The 18,873-nt window shown below is 40.7% G+C and carries 21 protein-coding genes; 4 read left to right on the forward strand and 17 right to left on the reverse strand.

Annotation, left to right across the window (positions count from 1 at the left end):
* Positions 1-985: 985 nt before the first annotated feature.
* From yidC to J2S05_RS09345, 7 genes are all read right to left on the reverse strand, one after another.
* Complete coding sequence (gene yidC, locus J2S05_RS09315; RefSeq protein ID WP_306982101.1) at positions 986-1,771, reverse strand: membrane protein insertase YidC; 786 nt, start codon at positions 1,769-1,771, stop codon at positions 986-988.
* Positions 1,772-1,810: 39 nt separating this feature from the next.
* Complete coding sequence (locus J2S05_RS09320) at positions 1,811-2,080, reverse strand: hypothetical protein (RefSeq protein ID WP_306982103.1); 270 nt, start codon at positions 2,078-2,080, stop codon at positions 1,811-1,813.
* An 85-nt stretch (positions 2,081-2,165) separates the two neighbouring features.
* Entirely contained in the window at positions 2,166-3,419 is a 1,254-nt protein-coding gene (locus J2S05_RS09325; RefSeq protein ID WP_306982105.1) for an ABC transporter permease, read from the reverse strand.
* Positions 3,412-4,311: an ABC transporter ATP-binding protein gene (locus J2S05_RS09330; RefSeq protein ID WP_306982108.1), complete on the reverse strand. Its 900-nt coding sequence runs from the start codon at positions 4,309-4,311 to the stop codon at positions 3,412-3,414. Before J2S05_RS09330 ends, J2S05_RS09325 begins: the two co-directional genes overlap by 8 nt.
* Before the next feature lie 11 nt (positions 4,312-4,322).
* Positions 4,323-5,186 carry an ATP-binding cassette domain-containing protein gene (locus J2S05_RS09335; protein ID WP_306982110.1) on the reverse strand — a complete coding sequence of 288 codons (864 nt, stop codon included), beginning with the start codon at positions 5,184-5,186 and terminating at the stop codon, positions 4,323-4,325.
* Between the two features lie 13 nt (positions 5,187-5,199).
* Positions 5,200-5,577 (reverse strand): GntR family transcriptional regulator, encoded by a 378-nt coding sequence (locus J2S05_RS09340; RefSeq protein WP_306982112.1) that lies wholly within the window; start codon positions 5,575-5,577, stop codon positions 5,200-5,202.
* A 21-nt stretch (positions 5,578-5,598) separates the two neighbouring features.
* Positions 5,599-6,348 (reverse strand): hypothetical protein, encoded by a 750-nt coding sequence (locus J2S05_RS09345; protein WP_306982114.1) that lies wholly within the window; start codon positions 6,346-6,348, stop codon positions 5,599-5,601.
* Positions 6,349-6,526: 178 nt separating this feature from the next.
* On the opposite strand from J2S05_RS09345, the gene J2S05_RS09350 reads away from it, so the two are divergent.
* Complete coding sequence (locus J2S05_RS09350) at positions 6,527-6,958, forward strand: cell wall hydrolase (RefSeq protein WP_306982116.1); 432 nt, start codon at positions 6,527-6,529, stop codon at positions 6,956-6,958.
* Between the two features lie 20 nt (positions 6,959-6,978).
* Positions 6,979-7,449, forward strand: a complete 471-nt coding sequence (gerQ, locus tag J2S05_RS09355) for a spore coat protein GerQ (protein ID WP_306982118.1) — start codon at positions 6,979-6,981, stop codon at positions 7,447-7,449.
* 48 nt (positions 7,450-7,497) lie between these two features.
* On the opposite strand, the gene J2S05_RS09360 is transcribed toward gerQ, so the two are convergent.
* Positions 7,498-7,872 carry a DUF423 domain-containing protein gene (locus tag J2S05_RS09360; RefSeq protein WP_306982120.1) on the reverse strand — a complete coding sequence of 125 codons (375 nt, stop codon included), beginning with the start codon at positions 7,870-7,872 and terminating at the stop codon, positions 7,498-7,500.
* 137 nt (positions 7,873-8,009) lie between these two features.
* On the opposite strand from J2S05_RS09360, the gene J2S05_RS09365 reads away from it, so the two are divergent.
* Positions 8,010-8,621, forward strand: coding sequence for a GNAT family N-acetyltransferase (locus J2S05_RS09365; protein WP_306982122.1), 612 nt, complete (start codon positions 8,010-8,012; stop codon positions 8,619-8,621).
* Here the strand turns inward: J2S05_RS09365 and J2S05_RS09370 are convergent.
* The 9 genes from J2S05_RS09370 to J2S05_RS09410 form a co-directional block, all read right to left on the reverse strand.
* Positions 8,613-9,842 (reverse strand): PucR family transcriptional regulator, encoded by a 1,230-nt coding sequence (locus tag J2S05_RS09370; RefSeq protein WP_306982124.1) that lies wholly within the window; start codon positions 9,840-9,842, stop codon positions 8,613-8,615. The two genes, J2S05_RS09365 and J2S05_RS09370, sit on opposite strands and share 9 nt — an antisense overlap.
* A gap of 121 nt (positions 9,843-9,963) precedes the next feature.
* A complete protein-coding gene (gene putP / locus J2S05_RS09375) occupies positions 9,964-11,442 on the reverse strand; it encodes a sodium/proline symporter PutP (RefSeq protein ID WP_306982126.1) in 1,479 nt (492 codons plus the stop codon).
* A gap of 76 nt (positions 11,443-11,518) precedes the next feature.
* A complete protein-coding gene (gene pruA / locus J2S05_RS09380; RefSeq protein WP_306982128.1) occupies positions 11,519-13,069 on the reverse strand; it encodes an L-glutamate gamma-semialdehyde dehydrogenase in 1,551 nt (516 codons plus the stop codon).
* A 17-nt stretch (positions 13,070-13,086) separates the two neighbouring features.
* A complete protein-coding gene (locus tag J2S05_RS09385) occupies positions 13,087-14,004 on the reverse strand; it encodes a proline dehydrogenase family protein (protein ID WP_306982130.1) in 918 nt (305 codons plus the stop codon).
* A gap of 244 nt (positions 14,005-14,248) precedes the next feature.
* Positions 14,249-14,542: a DUF5327 family protein gene (locus J2S05_RS09390; RefSeq protein ID WP_306982132.1), complete on the reverse strand. Its 294-nt coding sequence runs from the start codon at positions 14,540-14,542 to the stop codon at positions 14,249-14,251.
* A gap of 68 nt (positions 14,543-14,610) precedes the next feature.
* The gene (locus J2S05_RS09395) at positions 14,611-14,856 is read right to left on the reverse strand and encodes a MerR family transcriptional regulator (RefSeq protein ID WP_306982133.1); all 246 of its coding nucleotides are present in this window, start codon (positions 14,854-14,856) and stop codon (positions 14,611-14,613) included.
* 47 nt (positions 14,857-14,903) lie between these two features.
* Positions 14,904-15,635, reverse strand: coding sequence for an exonuclease domain-containing protein (locus tag J2S05_RS09400; RefSeq protein ID WP_306982135.1), 732 nt, complete (start codon positions 15,633-15,635; stop codon positions 14,904-14,906).
* Positions 15,636-15,641: 6 nt separating this feature from the next.
* The gene (locus tag J2S05_RS09405; RefSeq protein WP_306982137.1) at positions 15,642-16,652 is read right to left on the reverse strand and encodes a DUF294 nucleotidyltransferase-like domain-containing protein; all 1,011 of its coding nucleotides are present in this window, start codon (positions 16,650-16,652) and stop codon (positions 15,642-15,644) included.
* 11 nt (positions 16,653-16,663) lie between these two features.
* Positions 16,664-17,926 (reverse strand): ammonium transporter, encoded by a 1,263-nt coding sequence (locus J2S05_RS09410; protein WP_306982666.1) that lies wholly within the window; start codon positions 17,924-17,926, stop codon positions 16,664-16,666.
* Between the two features lie 303 nt (positions 17,927-18,229).
* Here J2S05_RS09410 and J2S05_RS09415 point away from each other — a divergent pair, with 303 nt between their 5' ends.
* A complete protein-coding gene (locus J2S05_RS09415) occupies positions 18,230-18,871 on the forward strand; it encodes a spore coat protein (protein ID WP_306982139.1) in 642 nt (213 codons plus the stop codon).
* The last annotated feature ends 2 nt before the right edge of the window (positions 18,872-18,873 follow it).

An 18,873-nucleotide genomic window follows, 5' to 3' on the forward strand; every position in this document is an offset into this window, starting at 1 on the left:
GGTTGGGCGGTTCTTGATAAATTCTACATCCGTCTTGGTCCGGTAAACCTTCCTCTTGCTTACGCCTCTCAATATATAAAAATGTCCATTTTTATTCCTTATGTCTCTTGATGAAGTTGATCTCGCTTCGGCGGACTTGCTAAGTCAGTGATGCCTCTTAGTGAATCCAGTGTACTTATTGGTTATCGGGTGCAGCTCTTGGTAAATTTAGATCTCGCTTGATGTTTTTTCAGACTTCCTTACTAACGCCTGCTCCTTCTTAATCAATATCTATCCTTCTTGGTGCCGTGCTGAGACCTCTTAATAACCTCAGATCCTTCTTACTAAATCTTCATCTGGCTTGGTCCCTCATCAATACCTCTTGATTACGCTCCGAACCGCCTTCATTCAATAAAAATGTCCATTTTTATTCCTTATGTCTCTTGATGAAGTTGACCCCGCTTCGGTAGCTTGCTAAATCGGCTCTTCTTCTTGATGAACGTTGCGTACCTCTTGGTTACCAGCTACGGCTCCTTATAGAATGGAATTCCGCTTATTGATGAGCCAGTCTTTCTTACTATCGCCTGCTCTCTCTTACTAAATCTCCACTCGGCTTGGTCCCTCATCTATCGCTCTTGATAACGCTCCAAACCGCCTCTATTCAATAAAAATGTCCATTTTTATTCCTTATGTCCCTTGATAAAGTTGACCTCGCTTCGTCGGCTTGCTAAGTACGCGACTCCTCTTGGTATTCCCTACATACCTCTTTGTAATCAGCTGCAGCTCTTGATCCTTTCCAATCTGTCTTGGTATCCGTCCGTTCTTTCTTACTATCGCCTGCTCCTTCTTACTAAATTCTCACTCCGCTTGGTCCAACATCAATCGCTCTTGCTATCGCCCCAAAACCACCTCTCATCCAATAATAATCACCTTTTCTATCTCAACCCCACTCCAATCGTCCTCCTTCACCATAAAAAAAGCTGACCACCAGGGCCAGCTTTTCCTCTTATTTCTCTAGTTCTGCCATCGTCAAGTTCGGACGGATGACAACAAAGTATGTTTGAATGATCATGAAGATGTTACCTATTACCCAGTATAGGGATAGAGCAGATGGTAAGGTTACACCGGCAACGATAATCATCACTGGCATAATCCAAACGAGGATATTCATTGGGTTTGGCATACCTTCAACTGGTGGTGTCATTTGTGGCATTTGGCTCATAGACATTTTTAGTTGAACAAATGTTGTGATGGCCGCCACAATTGGTAACACGTAATCTGGTTGTCCAAGGTTGAACCATAAAAATTCATGGGCTCTAATTTCTTCTGTACGAATAATCGCAAAGTAGAACGCCATAATGATCGGGAATTGAACTAGTATTGGCAAACACCCAGCTAGTGGATTCACGCCATGCTTCTGGTACAGTCCCATCATTTCTTTTTGAACTTCTTGTTGGGCTTTAGGGTCGCCCTTTTTCTTTTTCATACGTTCTTGAATTTCTTGCATTTCAGGACGTAATAATTGCATTTTTCGTGTACTCTTTTGTTGCTTCAGTACTAATGGTAATAACACACAACGAATTAGTATCGTTGTAATAATAATAGACAGACCGTAGTTATCATTAAAGAATACGGCAACCGTTGTGATCAACCAAGACATTGGATAAACGAAAAAGTGACTCCAAAATCCCTCGGTTTCAGCTGTGATAGGTGCTTGTTCCATTGGTGAACATGCTGATAATACAAGCATCAACAGCGCCATTGTTAACATGATTAAATGAGACTTCTTCAAGATTGTGACTCCTCCTTGTTGTATATAAAACGGACTAACTTACCATGCTGCAACAAGAGATGGAGCTTCATCATCAGAAGCTGATTGATCTAAAACGGACGGTATCTTTGGACGATACGTAACCGACATAGGGCGAATAGGCGGAGCTGTGAGATGTGAATACGCTTGGACACGCATCGCCTTTTGCTGCTCCCACTTCATATTTTGGTTCGAAAACGCAAGATTTTGACTTGAGAACGCAGCCAGCATATACAAGCCAATTAGTACCACAGCCCATAGCATCATCATTTCGAGTAATAACTCAATCACACCTATTCACCTCCTACCTTTTGCACAACAGAATCATCGTACCACACTTGTCCATCGTTCTCAAAATGCTTTTTGAAGATCTTTCTTATTTTTTTGAAAGCGATAACGCTGACTTGATGCCTTTAATTAATGATCCGCTACCGTACATGATTACTCCGCCTTTATAGACGTTTGCAGCAAACAAACTAAACACAACAATTGATACGATCATCACTCCAAAGGAAAGCACAACTTCCCAGACTGGAATAGCGAGTAATCCAAAACGTAGGAACATAATAATTGGTGAGAAAAATGGTACCCACGACGTGATGGTTACTAACATTGAATCTGGATTACTTAATCCATAGATAGCAATAAAGAATGCGATCATGACCATATAGATAAGCGGTTGAATCAATGTATTAACATCCTCTACCCGACTCACTAATGAACCTAGCATAGCGGCAATGCTTCCATAAAGTAAGAAACCTAACGCTAGGAAAATAAATGCATAGATAATTAAATCATAAGGAAGACTGTCCCCTAAAATTTGTGAAAGAAAGCCATTATCCGTACCTGATCCTCTAATTAAATAACCAATTCCTGCACCTATCGCAATTGTTAACACTTGCAAAAGGGCCACTCCAGCTATTCCAATTATTTTTCCGAACATCTGTACAATAGGATGTACACTTGAGACAAGAATCTCCATGACTCGTGAAGACTTTTCTGTTGCTACCTCTGTTGCTATCATCGTTCCGTATAAAATAACTGACAAATAGATAACAAATAGAAGTACATACACAATCGCTTGAGCTTGGAACGTTTCTTCTTCCGTTCGATCCGGTGTTAAAGATGCTGCCGCTGATTCTGTTTCAAATGAGATTGGGGAATAGATTTGCGCTAACTCTGCTTCATCCAGTCCAAGTTCCAGCGTAGCAAGAGATTCCTTTACTCTTTGCAATGTTGTTTCAACCTCAGTGGCGACCGATCCATCAACGTCCTCGGCATAAAGCAAAGCTGACATTTGACCACTATCTTCTCCTGAGAGAGTTAACACATAATCAGCACCTGACTCCTGTAGGACATCTGCTGGTTCCCCTTCAGTCGCTGATTCATTCGATGCGTCTAAGTCCTCGACGCCTGACAGTTCGGTGACTATTGCATTTGTCACATCCTCTTCATTCCCTACAACAGCAATCGTTTGGGGCTCCGAATCACCTGAAAAGGCCTCAAAGATGCGGTCAATATTCATCGCTCCAGCAATAAATGCAATAGTTATCAGTGTTGTAACGATAAACGTTTTGGTTTTTAATCGATTGGATAATGTGTGTAAGACAACAGTCCAGAAATTATTCATAAGAGGTCCCTACTTTCTCCACAAAGATATCATGTAAGCTTGGCTCTTCGACCTCAAAACGTTCGACAAAGCCTTTTTCACTAATTATTGAAAAGATTCTTTTGGCTATATCCAGTCCCTCTACTTGTATACGCGCCCCATTAGCCAATGAATCATATTTGGTCACACCTGGTTGGTCTTTTAAGAAATCCAACGAATAGTCCGCACGAATTAAGACATTTTTCTTTCCATAATCTTGTTTGATCTCTTTCAGTTTCCCATGTACTACTGGGTGTCCTTTATGCATAATACATAAATGTTCACACAGCTCTTCGACATGCTCCATTCTGTGACTTGAAAATACGATGGTTGCTCCTTCATTTTTCAGATCCATCACTGCTTTTTTCAGTATGTCTACATTAAGAGGATCAAGTCCGCTAAACGGTTCATCTAATATAATCAGCTCTGGTCGGTGCAAAACAGCTGCGATAAATTGAATTTTCTGTTGATTCCCTTTAGATAGTTCTTCAATCTTTTTGGTCGCATATTCAGGTACTTTAAATTTCTCCAACCACTCGGTCATAGCTGTAAGGATATCTGCTTTTTTCATTCCTTTAAGCCTACCAAGATACAGAAGTTGTTCTTTCACAGTCAACTTCGGATATAAACCGCGCTCCTCTGGTAGATAGCCAATTAAACTCGTACGGCTATAATCAATCTTTTTCTGATCCCATGTTATCTTGCCTTCTGATGGCTCCAATAACCCAAGCATCATTCGGAAGGTTGTGGTTTTACCCGCACCATTTGCACCTAGCATGCCAAACATTTCACCCTTTGGTACTTGAATCGTCAAGTCATTCACAGCTTTATGCTGTCCAAACTGTTTCGTCACATGATCAATGGATAAACTCATAAGTTCAACTCCTATTTTTCCTCTAATTTTGTACGAAGAATATCTGTAATTCCTACTGACTGTATTTGCTGAATCTCGTAACGCTTCTCTAACAGCGCTTGTTCAGTGCTAAGCCTATCCTCTGAAATCAGCATCGATGTTTTTCCTGTTGTTTGTATATGGATGACACCAGGAAGACTAGATAAACCAGGTGCATGTTCCACCCAAACATACGCATAACTTTCTGTCAGTTGGTCCTTTTCATAAGGCTCATCTACAGATCCATTTTTAAGAAAGTGAATATAATCGGCCATTTCACCAACTTCACTTGGTGTATGAGTTGAAAATAAAATGGTTCGTTCCTCATCTTGCTCCAAGTACAAAATCCATTCCTTCTTTAATTGTTCCTGCCCGCTAATATCTACTCCTGCTAATGGTTCATCCATTAGCAACAGCTTAGAAGGACGTGCAAGAGCAAGGGCTGTCATTGCCTTCTTTTTCATCCCCACAGAAAAGGTGTCGAGCTTCTTATTAAGAGGTAATTCAAATGTCTCTACCAAACGCTTGAATAGTACCTGATTCCAGCCTTTATAAGCGAGGGATTCTAGATTAGCTATCTCTTTTAATGAGAAAAAGGATTGTGGTCCAATTTCCTGTGGCATGTAGGAAAGCTTTTGCTTCCACAGCTCTTTTTCCTCTACTCCATCAAATCGTTGAATAGTTCCTGAATCGCTTCCTACCATGCCTGCAATGAGATGAAATAGAGTGGTTTTGCCCGCACCATTGTTTCCAACTAACACATGGATACTTCCAGATTCAATGTGCATCTCTTCTATTTGAATAACTTGGTCAGTGCCTATAGATTTCTCTACGCTCTTTAATGTTAAAGGTTTCATTTAAAATCCCTCCCTATTTGTTTAGTAGTCGCTCAAATAGTTTTAACAATTCAGCATCTGAATAATTATGTTGCCTGCCCATAGCTATGGCTTGTAGCAACCCTCGTTCGACCGTCTCTTCCTTAAAATGCTGGCGTGCACCCGTATCAACATCAGCGACAAACGTTCCTTTTCCTTGCAAGGTTCGAATCAGCCCCTTCTCTTCAAGGTTGTGATATGCGCGTTTTGTGGTAATTACGCTACAAGCGAGATCCTTAGACATCACTCGGATGGAAGGAAGACTTGATCCCGGCTCTAAATGTCCAGAGACTATCAAAGCCTTTATTTGCTCTTCAATTTGATGATAGATTGGAGAACGGCTTGTTTCATCAAGCTGAATGGGTAGCTTCATCCGGTTACCTCCCTTTCTAGCTTACACATGATAATCAACCTTTCTCATATAATGCTTCATGTAATAGAAAGCAAAGATAGTCGATATTGTTCCTAAAACCAGTGAAAGAATCATCGTGGGAACAGGATATAGATTAGATAAATATAAGATTCCTCCAAAGATGCCGTACCCAGTAAAGTGAATAATGGCAAACATGACTAAAAGAACAAGTAGATAAAAAATTAAACTAAATACGGTCAAATACCTTTTGCTGTAAACAGCACCTGGTTCGCTCATCGTCATCCAAATCCCAATAGACAACGTCAGCATATTCCATATAACCAGCCAGAAAGGAAATAATTCTGGTGTGATCCATTCTTGCAACCCTGGAGCGAAGAAATAGATGATACTGATGTGAAGTGAGTTAATAAGAATGGCTAACAGCAAAAACAAGTAAATACGAGACTTTATAATCGTTTCATCCTTTATAGGCATGGTTCGTAAAAGAATCATAAATGGAGATGCATACAGACCGTCTTTTAACGGTTGTAATTTAAACGCCTTTGAACGAATCGACGTAATCATATAGAAAGAATAGGCTAAAACCATAATGTCCGTTGAAAAACTCGCTGCCTTATTTCCATTAACAATGTCAAAGTCCCCATAGAATAAAAACTGTGAAAAGAAATAAATAGCGAATGCTGAAAGAACGATGAAAAGAAATCCATTTTTAACTGTCATATTTCTCAATTCAAACATCATCATTTCTTTCACAAGCTTTCTCTCTGTCATACAAACCCTCCTAGTGATCATGTGTGTATATCTTTATACACAGTATAACAGTGAGCATAAAATAAGATCAAGTGTTTTTTTTGAATTTATTTTGAAAATGTACATATTGAATCAACCTCACTCATACAGTTAGAGGGATGGCGGAAGCAGGCAATATGAAGTCATACGGAGGTGTAAGATGGCAGTTATCAAGGCGTCTTCAAGTGATATTGATGTACTGGCCAGATTAATGCGAGCCGAGGCAGAGGGCGAAGGGGAACAAGGCATGCTGATGGCCGGTAATGTCATGGTCAATCGTGCAAGAGTTCGTTGTTTAGACTTTGGAAATGTGAATACCATTCCACAGGTTGCCTTTCAATCTCCAGGAGGATTTGAAGCTGTACAAAAAAGCTATTTCTATCAGCGGGCACGAGAACGTGACAAGCGATTAGCACGAAGATTAATTAATGGTGAGCGTTTTTACCCAGCTGATAATGCGTTGTGGTTTTTCCGTCCTGGCGGAGATTGCCCCGATACTTGGTATGGACAAGTGAATTCAGGCAGGTATAAGTCACATTGTTTCTTCATTCCTACTCAAGAAGAATGCACAGAGGTTTTTAATACTTTCTAATTATAAAGGAGTGTGTTTACGTGTATCAGCAGCCAGGCAACTACAACTATCCTTCAAATGGCTATTATGACCAATACTATCGCCAACAACAGCAACCTCAACAAGGGCAGGAAGCTTATTTTTCAGCACAGAACTATCAGACGCCAGGTTTTGCTCAACAAGCCCAATCGACCCCATCTCCTTCAGAAGGCGGTGGCTCACTACCCATTGAACAATCCTTCATTGAGAATATCCTACGTTTAAATCGAGGGAAAAATGTGGTGATTCACCAAACATTTGAAGGAAATGATGAATGGAGATCTCGTGTTTTCCGGGGACGTTTGGAGGAAGCTGGTCGCGATCACATCATTGTTAGTAATCCAGAAACAGGCGAAAGCTATCTTTTATTAATGGTTAATTTAGACTGGGTGACATTTGATGAACCGATTACGTATTCATATCCATTTGGCCAGCAAGGAACCTCGGACATGAGCACTTACTCTCCTCGATAACAAAAAGGATACCAGCCGCATTAACATGACGGTGGTATCCTTATTTTTTTATAACGCTCGAACAGCGTACGTTCCGAGTAAAATCCAACCTATGATAAATGCCAAACCGCCAATCGGTGTAATGGCCCCGAGCTTTGTGATTCCAGTTAACGCCATGACGTATAAACTTCCAGAGAAAAAGATAATGCCAATTAAAAACGCCCACCCAGCTCCTGTTAACAAAGCAGAGGATGTTAGCTTCATCCCCATTATGGCTACTGCAATAATGCCTAGACCATGAATCATGTGATACTGTACACCTGTTTGGTAATTCTTCATCATACGTTCCGATATTCTTGGTTCTAAGCCATGAGCCCCAAACGCACCAATACCCACTCCTAAAGCCATCACAATGCTACCTAGTAATAAAAATAATTTGACCATATGTATAACTTCCTCTCTTCTCATCCTGTCTTTCCTATAAGATTATCACACCTTATACTGGAGATATCCGTTCAAGCCAAACTGTCATTGAATACTCATTTCTATTAGTATAGAAGAATGGAGGTGTTTACATACATATGAATAAAGTGACCGTGCGTCCATATACAATCGACGATTATGATGCGTTATTAAGCATTCAAAAAGAAGCATTCCCTCCACCCTTTCCTTCAGACCTTTGGTGGTTGCCTGAGCAAATCCAAAGCCATGTAGAAATATTCCCAGAAGGTGGATTGATTGTTGAGGTAAATGGCGTGCCAGCAGGTTCAGCGACCTCACTACTCGTCCAATTTGATGGAAGCAATCATACGTGGGAGGAGGTATCTGATTCTGGCTATATCCGTCGCAGTCATCAGCCTGATGGAGACAGCTTATACGGTATTGATTTGTGTGTTCGGCCCAGTATGCGTGGGCAAGGTATTGCTCAAGCCTTGTATGAAGCCCGTAAACAAACCGTCCGTAATCTTAATCTTACACGCTTCATCGCAGCATGCCGCATCCCGGGCTACCACCATCATGCTGAACAACAAACGGTTCAAGACTATGTGCATGCCGTTCAGGCAGGTACACTCAAGGATCAAGTGCTATGCTTCATGCTCAAACAAGGACTAACGCCGCTATCTATTCTTCCTAACTACGTTGATGATGAGGAATCATTGAACTATGCTGTTTTAGTAGAATGGTTACGATAGTTTTTTTTGATCACGACGCAGTTTTTTTAGAACCATGATATCAATCAAGAGTTGACACTTAAGGTTAAAATTATCGAATCGGATGGCTGTCAGCTCTTGAATCTGCTTCAATCGATAAGAGAGTGTATTAGGATGGATAAACAGCTGCTCTGACGCTGCTTTCACTCGACAATTATTAAGTAGATAGAATTCAATGGTTTTGATAAATTCTGTATGACTCGCTGCATCTTTCCTTTCGAGAATGAGTAGATCCGGATTTTGATATCCGTTCTCCTCTTGCACTTGAGAGACAGTCTCTAGATACCTAAACATGCCTAATGTTGCATATTCTCTTCGGTCAATCGGTTGATCGCCAAGCATCTCAGCTATCTGTATGACTTCAGCTGCCTCTTGGTAACCCCTAGCAAGTTCACTTAAATTTAAACACGAGTGACTAATCCCCATCCACATCTGCTCATACTCAAGATCACTAACTTCTTCCTTCAAAGCTTTTAACATACTTCTTATCGTGAAAGGAGTTGGATACTCTCCGGTCAGCACAATGATCTGCCCTTGATAGGTTAATACATAGCTATTCGGTAGACCAATCTTTCGCACGACATCCACTCTTTTGGATAACCGAACTCCTTTTGGTTGAGAGAAGACCGTTACCGCAAGTTGTCGAGTATAAGGAATCCCCTCTTCATGAGCGATCTCCTGTAGTTTTGTCTTAGATGAATAGGAATGACTAAGTGCGGCTTGATAGACTCGATCTGCTGAATCACTCTTTGCTAACTTTACAACTTGACTCGAATGAATCGTTTCCGCCAAATGATGAACGGTGGCTTCAAAGAATTGGACTTCCCATTCTGTTAATGACTGTTGGTGTTCCTGAAGCCACATGTAGCCTTGGATTTCTCCTTTATACCGAATCGTTTTAACGATCCGTGCATTTAGACCAATTTCTTCTATGGGTCCTACAGTAAAGCGCTCTTCGCTCTCTTGCAATGTATCAATAATGCCACAATCCAAAAATTTATCGTAAATGTGTTGTGGACATTTTTTAGAGAAGATCGTCTGCTGATTGGCTAGATCAAATTGATTGATATGGTAGGAATGATAGGCTGCTAATGAAAAATCAGCACGTTCAAGAATAACAGGACGTTTTAATTGCTTACTTGCATAATCTATAATTTCTCCAATCTCTGATAACGACTCAAGCTTCTTCAGAGGCTCGCCCATACCTACACCCTCCTACACCGTTTTATCATCATCATACTTGTAATCTGATTCCTTGTATAGAGATAAACACATCAAAAAACCCTCAGGCAAAGATTCGCCTCACCTGAGGGTTTGTTAGCATTTATGAGAGACGTTTCACTTCATCAAACTGCTCCAACGTTTTAGCAGAAGGAGCACTTGTAAGAATACTCACGACATATATTAATAGAACACTAACAATAAATCCTGGAATAATCTCATACAAGTTCTCTGATAATCCAAGCGCGCTTGATAGGTCTAAGGAAGACCATAATACAACCACAACAGCACCTGAGACGATTCCAGATAAAGCTCCCCACGTGTTCATTCTACGCCAAAATAAGCTAAGTAGGACAACTGGCCCAAATGATGCTCCGAACCCTGCCCATGCATAACTAACCATATCAAGAATAGGACCCGGTTGCACCCAAGCAATACTTAATGCAATCCCTGTAATGATAAATACAGCTATCCTTCCAACTGCTACTAGCTCCTTCTCAGATGCCGAACGACGGAAAAATGTTTTGTATAGATCATCTGTTAATGAACTAGACGTTACTAACAGCTGAGACGAAATGGTACTCATAACCGCTGCTAATAAGGCAGAAAGCATGAATCCAGTGATAATGGGATGAAATAAAATATTACCCAATTGAATAAAAATCGTCTCTGGATCTGCAATTTCCAACCCTTGCTGTGAATAATAGGCAAGCCCTATCATTCCTGTTAAGACTGCACCTACTAATGAAATAATCATCCAGCTCATCCCAATGTGCCGGGCTTTTTTTGCTCCTTTTGAAGAAGTCAAAGCCATAAAGCGAACAATAATATGCGGCTGACCGAAATAACCTAATCCCCATCCAAGAAATGAGATAATACCTATTGCGCTCATGCCGGTAAATAAATTTAACATACTGGGATCAATTGCACGAACTTCACTTACAGCCTCTGTCGGTCCACCTAATGTAATCAACGTTACGATCGGCACAAGAACCAAAGCCACCATCATAATCATACCTTGCACGACATCTGTCCAGCTGACCGCAAGAAATCCTCCAACTAACGTATAAACAAGCGTGACACCTACTAATACTAATATACCCGTTGTATAGTTCATATTGAGTATGTTTTCAAACAGTACTCCACCAGCCACCATACCTGATGCTACATACACAGTAAAGAATCCTAAAATGACAAGACTCGAGAAGATGCGCAGTACTCTCGATCGATCAGAAAAACGATTCTCGAAATACCCTGGAATGGTAATCGAATTATTTGCAACCTCTGTAAATGTCCGCAATCGCGGTGCCACATACAACCAATTCAGGTAGGCACCCAGTGTTAGTCCAATGGCAATCCATGCCGCACTAAATCCTTCAACAAATATAGCTCCAGGTAATCCCATAAGCAACCAACCACTCATGTCAGATGCTCCTGCACTAAGTGCTGCCACTCCTGGTGTTAATCCTCTTCCACCCAGCATGTAATCTGAGTGCGACGACGTACGCTTAAAGGCATAATAGCCAATTAATAGCATCGCCACCATGTACACAACAATCGATCCAATTAAATAAGCGTTCACGATACCCCTCCAATATAGTTGTATAAATACAAAAAAATGTGGCGGAAATTTTCCACCACATTATGCTTACCCGATTTTAGTAGGTTTCACTCACTGTTTTTGCATTCATGTGCAAAGTTAGGTAATCTGGCCCACCTGCTTTTGAATCTGTTCCAGACATTTTGAACCCACCAAACGGATGGTATCCAACAATTGCGCCCGTGCAATTACGGTTAAAATAAAGATTTCCAACATGGAATTCTTGTTTTGCACGTTCAATGTGCGCACGGTTGTTTGTAATCACAGCCCCCGTCAAGCCGTATTCTGTGTTATTAGCTACTTGAAGCGCCTCATCAAAGCTTGAAACTTTAGAGAAGGCAAGGACTGGACCAAAAATTTCTTCCTGCATAATCCGCGCTTCAGGATCAAGGTCAGCGAAGATCGTTGGTTTGATAAAGAATCCTTTAGAATCGTCACCTGTTCCCCCACTTACTAAACGGCCTTCTTCCTTACCGATGTCAATGTAACCCATGATTTTTTCATAAGAAGCTGCGTCGATCACAGGACCCATATATGTTGTGTGTTTCTCTGGATTTCCTGTAGTTTGTTCTTCTGTAATTTCAATAACTCGTTTTAATACATCATCATAAAGATCTTCATGTACTACCGCTCTTGATCCAGCTGAGCATTTCTGACCGGCAAAGCCGAAAGCTGATGAGAAAATAGATTGAGCAGCAAGTTCAACATCTCCATCTTTATCCACAACAACTGTGTCCTTACCACCCATTTCAGCAATCACTTGCTTTAGATGCTGCTGTCCAGGGTGAACAACGGATGCACGTTCAAAAATTCGTGTACCAACTTCACGAGAACCTGTAAATGTAATGATGCTTGTTTTCGGATGATCGACAAGTGTATCTCCAACTTCAGAACCACTTCCAGGAACAAAGTTAATTACTCCATTCGGTACGCCTGCCTCTTCCAGCACCTCAACAAAACGTGCTGCAATAACAGGAGTTGCACTAGCTGGTTTGAGAACAACCGTATTCCCTGTAACAAGTGGGGCAACCGTAATACCCGCCATAATTGCAAACAAGAAATTCCAAGGTGGAATAGACACCGTCACACCCGTTGGCGTGTAAATATACTGATTGTATTCACCTTCACGGCTTGTGATTGGTTTGCCATTAGCAAGCTCAATCATTTGGCGTGCGTAATACTCCATGAAATCAATCGCTTCTGCTGTATCACCATCTGCTTCTTTCCACGGCTTTCCTGCTTCTTTCACTAACAAAGCTGAGAATTCATGCTTTTGACGACGAACAATCGCTGCCGCTCGGAATAAGATATTTGCGCGCTCTTCTGGCGTTGTATATCTCCACGTTTCAAAAGCTGTTGCTGCTGATTCAATTGCTTTCTCAGCTAGCTCTTTTGTAGCCTTTGATACTGTTCCAATCACTTCATCCTTCTTAGCAGGATTATAAGAGACAATCTTCTCATCGGTTACAATTCGCTCACCATTGATAACTAATGGATACTCTTTACCTAACCATTCCTTGTTAACTGTTTTAAGAGCTTTCTCAAATGCCTGTTGGTTTTCTTTTACACTGAAGTCTGTAAATGGTTCGTGTTTATATGGTGTCGTCATGTTATCGTCCCCTTAGCTTATTTTTGAGTTAATCCTTTTAAAGCAAAACTAATATTTGAAGGTTTTTCTGCTAATCTTCTCATGAAGTACCCATACCAATCGTCTCCATAAGGCATATAAATGCGTACATTGTACCCTTCATCTTTCAAGTCCTGCTGCGTTTTCGTTCGCATTCCATATAACATTTGGAACTCAAATTGATCCTTTGAAATTCCATGCTCTTTCACGAACTCCTTGGTGAATTTCACCATTTCATCATCATGAGTCGCAATGGCCGTATAGTTTCCACTTTCCAATTGCAAACGGATGAGTTTCTTAAAGTTCTCACGAATGTCTTCCTTTTCTGTATGAGCTACCTGAGCAGATTCCTTATACGCACCTTTTACTAAGCGGATAAATGGCTGTAGCTCATTCAAATCATCCAAATCGGCCTCTGATCGGTATAAATAAGCTTGAATGACTGTACCCACATGTTTATATTGCTTCTTAAATTCTCTAAAAAGCTCAAGTGTTGCTTCACATCTAGATTCGTTTTCCATATCAATAGTGACTAGGATGTTGTGTGTAGAAGCAACTTCAAGGATCTCATGCATATTTGTTCTCACTAGATCCTTACTAATATCAAGCCCAAGAGAAGTAAGCTTTACAGACACTTGCGTTTGAAGCTTCTCTGCTGCAATCGTTTCGATGGTACGGATACATTCCAACGTACGTTCACGCGCTACTTGCTCATCCATAACAAACTCACCTAAATGATCAACTGTTACTTGAATGCCATGTTGATTCAATTGTTTAATGTGCCGAATGGATGAATCAAAATCAATTCCTCCAATAATGTTTCCTGTGGCAATTGATTTGCCCCATTTTTTAGCCATAAAGTTAAGTCCACGATTTTTAGACAAAAATAAGAAAAAATCTCTGCTCAAAGCGTCCATCCAGAACACCTCATCTTTCTCTGTTACTACCCTTATTTTACTTGAGAAAAATTTATCTTAGCAATATTCTAACAATACAACGTTTACAATATAATTTTGTGGATTAGTCACAATGTTTTATTTTTCTGTTAGCAAGTTTGACAATACCTATTGAAAAAAGAGGGAGAAGAGAGGTTGGATGTGCGGTTAGACAAAGAAAAAACGTAGTATTCACCGTTTGATGAATGCTACGTTTTGTTGATGACTAAAAATCAAATAAACTACCGGGTTTTTGTTCTGTGCTCGGTTGAGGTTCTATAGGTTCGGCGTCTGGTTTGATGACTGGTGTCGATAGTTGGCTAGATGGTTGCACGTTCGGTTTTACAGGAGCCTGATTCAATGGACTTGTATGTGGACTTTCCTTTAATAGACGGCAATATCCTTCAATAACAGATGTATACTCACGCACGGCTTGTTGGTCTTGATTGTCCACAGCATGCTTCAACAACTTTAGCTGCTCTTCCATGCTACTGATCACTCGACTTGCTGATATGTTCATGCTTCTCACCTCTTTCCTCATTAGTTTAGCATAAAAAAAGACTGCCCATAAATATGGACAATCCATGCTCAACCGTCTGAAGACATAATGGCTTTAATGCCTGCGATGTTAATCCCTTTTTCAATATAAGCTTTTACCGTATTCAGCCGCTCAATATCAAATAATGAGAACATACGCTGATTTCCCTCATTACGATCAGGCTTCACGAGTCCCTGTTCCTCATAATATCGAATCTGACGTGCTGTTAGACCCGTCATTTCCATTACGACGCGAATAGGAAAACACGCTTGTCTAGGCGGGATGTCATGACTCACAACCCTTTCCTCCTCTTTAAATAATCTCTGTTGTTAAAATCTGCCGACTATTTACCCTTGGCCAAATGTACATATACATCTCGTAATGTATGAAAACCAAGCTCCTCTGCCTTTTGCAGGTTTGCTCTCCAAAGCTTGGCAGCAAGGATGGCATCGGACATGGCATGATGCCGATTGCTTGTTTCTATCTTGTAAAACGAGCAGCACTCATCAAGTGTAATCAATTCTTGATCTGGAGCTACTACCCTAGTCAGAAAAGAAGTATCCACAAGACGATGTTGAAACGTGAGACGCAATGTTTGCCAAGTGGCGTGTGCCATAAATCGTTTCTCATGACTTGCATGGTGAGCAACAAGAGTCGCATCCCCCATAAATTGATAAAACGAGCTCAACACATCAATCAGTGGAGGGGAAGCATTTAACTCCTCATTTGTTAACCCTGTCAAAGCAAGAATCTCCTCAGACGGCTGTTTTTTTGGCTGGACTGTAGAATAAAACGTACTTTCTTCTATTAAGTCTGCGCCTTTCATTTTTATTGCACCAATCGACAGTATGCTATCACCCGTATCAGGGTTAAAACCACTGGTTTCAAGGTCAAATACAACAAAAGGAAGTGTCGAGAGCGAGTGATCCAATACATCATGCTGCTTTAATTGACGTTGGATCTCACGAACATGTGCCAATTGATTCGCTGCGGACTGCTGCTGTGACGAAGTATAAATACCAGGACTCAGTTTTGTCGATAGCTGCTTCACTAGCTGAATCATATTGTTCATCATGATAAACTACTCTCTCCCCACTATTTTTTCTACCTTATGGTAAAGTTCTCTTCCTTCTTTGACCCACTGCTTAAGCCGTTTCTTCTCATCAGAATCGAGCTCTGATACCTTTAAATAATGGATATGATCATAGTTATCAATAGACTTTTGCCAGATTAAACGCTTTTCAAGAAGCTTACGGTACGATGGTTCATACTTTTTAATGGAATCAATGGTTTCCGGAAGCTGCCGAAACCTCTCTAACGTCTCAGGAGTCTGCAATTCTTCCTGAATAGCTAACAATCGCATTCCATTTACATAAGGGAACATAGCAAGCTGTTTCAAATCAAATGTACCTTTGTACGTGCCCGTTTCCTCAGTGAGAAGTTGACCAAACATGCCGATCCCATTTCGGAGTCGTCCCGTGTTGTCTTTAAATCGTTCAAGCAGAACGGGATTTTGTTCAATTTCATCAAATATCACTTGCTTTAAATCAGCTAAATACTCCTCAGGTCCTAAAACAACCCTACCATCAAAAAAAGTTAATAAATATCGTAAGTTCTCCCATGTATCTTCTTTCAACCAACGATTAAGCTGTTCTGCAAAATCTTCTCTTGATTTACACCACTTCTTATTCGATGCCATAACGTTGCCGTCACAACGTTCATACCCTACAGCTTCAAGTGACTCTACAATCGTTTCTCCAAATGTAAGAAAATAAGATTGTAACTCTTCTGTATTTGCCTCTTCCTTTTGCTCGTAGATGATGCCATGATCTTGATCACTCCAGAAGAGCTGCTCTGATCGACCGGCGCTACCCATCACAAAGAAAGTAAAGTGAGCAGGAACACGTCCCTGCTCACTTTCAGTTTTTTCTATCGCTATCTGAATCGTATCTTTCATTAATTTTTCATGAAGCTCATGAACACTTTCTATCGTAAGTTCATGTTCAGCCATGTCAGATAGACGTTTTTTATACAATTCATCTAATCTGCTTTGCCACTTCTTTTCTTGATTGTGTGAAGGTAGTCCGCTCATTTGGGACCTCCTTATGCACCTGTCTTTTTCTTATCAATTTCGGCTTGCATGTTTTCCGGATAACCGTAACTTCCGTGCTCACTAATATCAAGTCCCATAATCTCTTCTTCTTCCGTTACGCGCAGTCCACCAAGAACCGCTTTGATCACTAGAAGAATAAGGTAAGATGCGATAAAAGCGAATGCTCCACACGCTAAGATACTAATAGCTTGAACACCAAGCTGTTGGAATCCACCACCGTAGAATAGACCTGGAAGACCACCGTTCATTGCAGCAAGTTCAGGTGTTGCAAAGAATCCTGTTGAAAGAGTTCCCCATACACCAGCTACACCGTGCACAGATAGAGCAAAGATTGGATCATCAATTTTTGCTTTATCGAAGAATTTCATACTGAAGAATACAATTAATCCAGCAATAATACCGATAATAACAGCAGCCCAAGGAGCTACAAATGCACACGATGCTGTGATTGCTACAAGACCAGCAAGAGCACCATTTAGCATTGTTGGTACATCAGATTTTCCAGTCATCGCATACACAATGAACAACGCTGCAACTGCACCAGCACCGGCTGCAAGCTGAGTATTCAACGCGACATAGCCGAAGAATCCATCTGCAACTCCACCTGTACTACCTGCATTAAATCCAAACCAACCAACCCAAAGGATTAGTACACCAAGTGCTGTATAAACTTGGTTATGACCAAAAATTTCATTAGCTGAACCATCTTTGTTAAAGCGACCTAGACGCGGTTTCAAAAGAATAGTTGCAGCTAGAGCACCCATTGCACCAGTTAAGTGAACGACTGTTGAACCTGCAAAATCCTGTTTTCCAAGTGTTGCTAACCAACCGGCGTCACTCCAAATCCAGTGAGCAACGATCGGATAAACCACTGCTGAGAACAATACAGCGAATAATACATATGCCGCTAGCTTTCCACGTTCAGCAAATCCTCCAAATGCAATGGTTAAAGCAATTGCAGCAAATGTCAGCTGGAAGAAGAAATCAATTGAACCTGTTGTTCCCTCAGCATCAAAGCTTGTGAAGTCTCCAAAGAAAAAGTCAGATAAACCTATAATTGCATTTCCTTCACCATATATAAATCCGTAACCTACTGCCCAGAATACTAAAGAAGCAATACCTACTGTAAAAATTGTTTTACCGGCAATATGACCCGCGTTCTTCATTCTTGTTGAACCGGCCTCAAGTAAAATAAATCCTCCTTGCATAAAAAGTACTAAAACTGCAGCAACCATTAACCAAAGATTATTCATTAGAAAAATAGGATCGGTCAAGTTCTTTCGCCCCTTTCAATCTTTTACTTGCGTAAAGATAGTTGACATCTCTTGTCACCCCTAATTATACGTTTCTGCACTACTTTGACCACTTAAATGTCAGATTTCCTTACATTATTTCTACTCTTCTGAAATAACAGATTATTCAATAATCCTTTTATAATGCATATTTATGCGCTTACATTTTCCAACAGATAACTATGTATTTTAAAGCCTTTTTGAGCCATATTAAATAGTGGACAGGGTATTATGTAGTCCATATTCATAAGGAGGCCAACTCATATGAACAACATACCAAATCAAAATCAAACTCACTCGGAACAAATTCCGCCACAAATGAACCATGGTGGTCATGATCTTTTTGATAGTCATGAGATTATTGCAGGTATGATCAATGTTCTTGATCAGTACATGATCTTTCGTTCATTTATGAAAGATCAGACACTCATTGATATCCTTGACCGTCAATATTCTTTTATTGAAAGTCAATACAACTTGATTGTCGAAGCTTTTAGTACTGGACAAAAGCCTTCAAGATCAACAGGTGTCTACAAAATGACACAAACGCACGATGTGATATATGGAATCAAACCAAGTCAGCCGAAAAAACCAAACCAGTCCCTTAATGATGTGAAAGAAGCTGGTTTGTCTGCTCATATGCTTGGCCTGCTAAAGTCAGAAGCATCCTTAATCGGGATGGCTGCTTGTGAGGTTACCAACCCTGTGGTTCGCCGCGTATTGGCAGACACCATTCCTAACTATATTGAGATGGCTTATGAAGTATTTCTGTACCAGAATAAGCATGCCTACTACCAGGTACCTCAATTATCTGCCAAGGACTCTCAGGCTATGACTCAGGCTTATTCTCAAGCCACACAACCTGTTCAAATGCCCACACCAAAGTCCAGCCAAATGATTCAGTAAAC

This window comes from Alkalicoccobacillus murimartini (assembly GCF_030813245.1).
Lineage (GTDB): Bacteria > Bacillota > Bacilli > Bacillales > Bacillaceae_D > Alkalicoccobacillus > Alkalicoccobacillus murimartini.

Bases quoted from the DNA above. Each gene is read 5' to 3' on its own strand.
- J2S05_RS09410 (WP_306982666.1), bottom strand. From the start codon at position 17,926: ATGAATAATCTTTGGTTAATGGTTGCTGCAGTTTTAGTACTTTTTATG.
- J2S05_RS09360 (WP_306982120.1), bottom strand. From the start codon at position 7,872: ATGGTCAAATTATTTTTATTACTAGGTAGCATTGTGATGGCTTTAGGA.
- J2S05_RS09350 (WP_306982116.1), top strand. From the start codon at position 6,527: ATGGCAGTTATCAAGGCGTCTTCAAGTGATATTGATGTACTGGCCAGA.
- J2S05_RS09330 (WP_306982108.1), bottom strand. From the start codon at position 4,311: ATGAGTTTATCCATTGATCATGTGACGAAACAGTTTGGACAGCATAAA.
- J2S05_RS09335 (WP_306982110.1), bottom strand. From the start codon at position 5,186: ATGAAACCTTTAACATTAAAGAGCGTAGAGAAATCTATAGGCACTGAC.
- J2S05_RS09370 (WP_306982124.1), bottom strand. From the start codon at position 9,842: ATGGGCGAGCCTCTGAAGAAGCTTGAGTCGTTATCAGAGATTGGAGAA.
- J2S05_RS09340 (WP_306982112.1), bottom strand. From the start codon at position 5,577: ATGAAGCTACCCATTCAGCTTGATGAAACAAGCCGTTCTCCAATCTAT.
- J2S05_RS09415 (WP_306982139.1), top strand. From the start codon at position 18,230: ATGAACAACATACCAAATCAAAATCAAACTCACTCGGAACAAATTCCG.
- J2S05_RS09405 (WP_306982137.1), bottom strand. From the start codon at position 16,652: ATGAGCGGACTACCTTCACACAATCAAGAAAAGAAGTGGCAAAGCAGA.
- J2S05_RS09390 (WP_306982132.1), bottom strand. From the start codon at position 14,542: ATGAACATATCAGCAAGTCGAGTGATCAGTAGCATGGAAGAGCAGCTA.
- J2S05_RS09325 (WP_306982105.1), bottom strand. From the start codon at position 3,419: ATGAATAATTTCTGGACTGTTGTCTTACACACATTATCCAATCGATTA.
- J2S05_RS09400 (WP_306982135.1), bottom strand. From the start codon at position 15,635: ATGATGAACAATATGATTCAGCTAGTGAAGCAGCTATCGACAAAACTG.
- J2S05_RS09365 (WP_306982122.1), top strand. From the start codon at position 8,010: ATGAATAAAGTGACCGTGCGTCCATATACAATCGACGATTATGATGCG.
- pruA (WP_306982128.1), bottom strand. From the start codon at position 13,069: ATGACGACACCATATAAACACGAACCATTTACAGACTTCAGTGTAAAA.
- J2S05_RS09385 (WP_306982130.1), bottom strand. From the start codon at position 14,004: ATGGACGCTTTGAGCAGAGATTTTTTCTTATTTTTGTCTAAAAATCGT.
- J2S05_RS09345 (WP_306982114.1), bottom strand. From the start codon at position 6,348: ATGACAGAGAGAAAGCTTGTGAAAGAAATGATGATGTTTGAATTGAGA.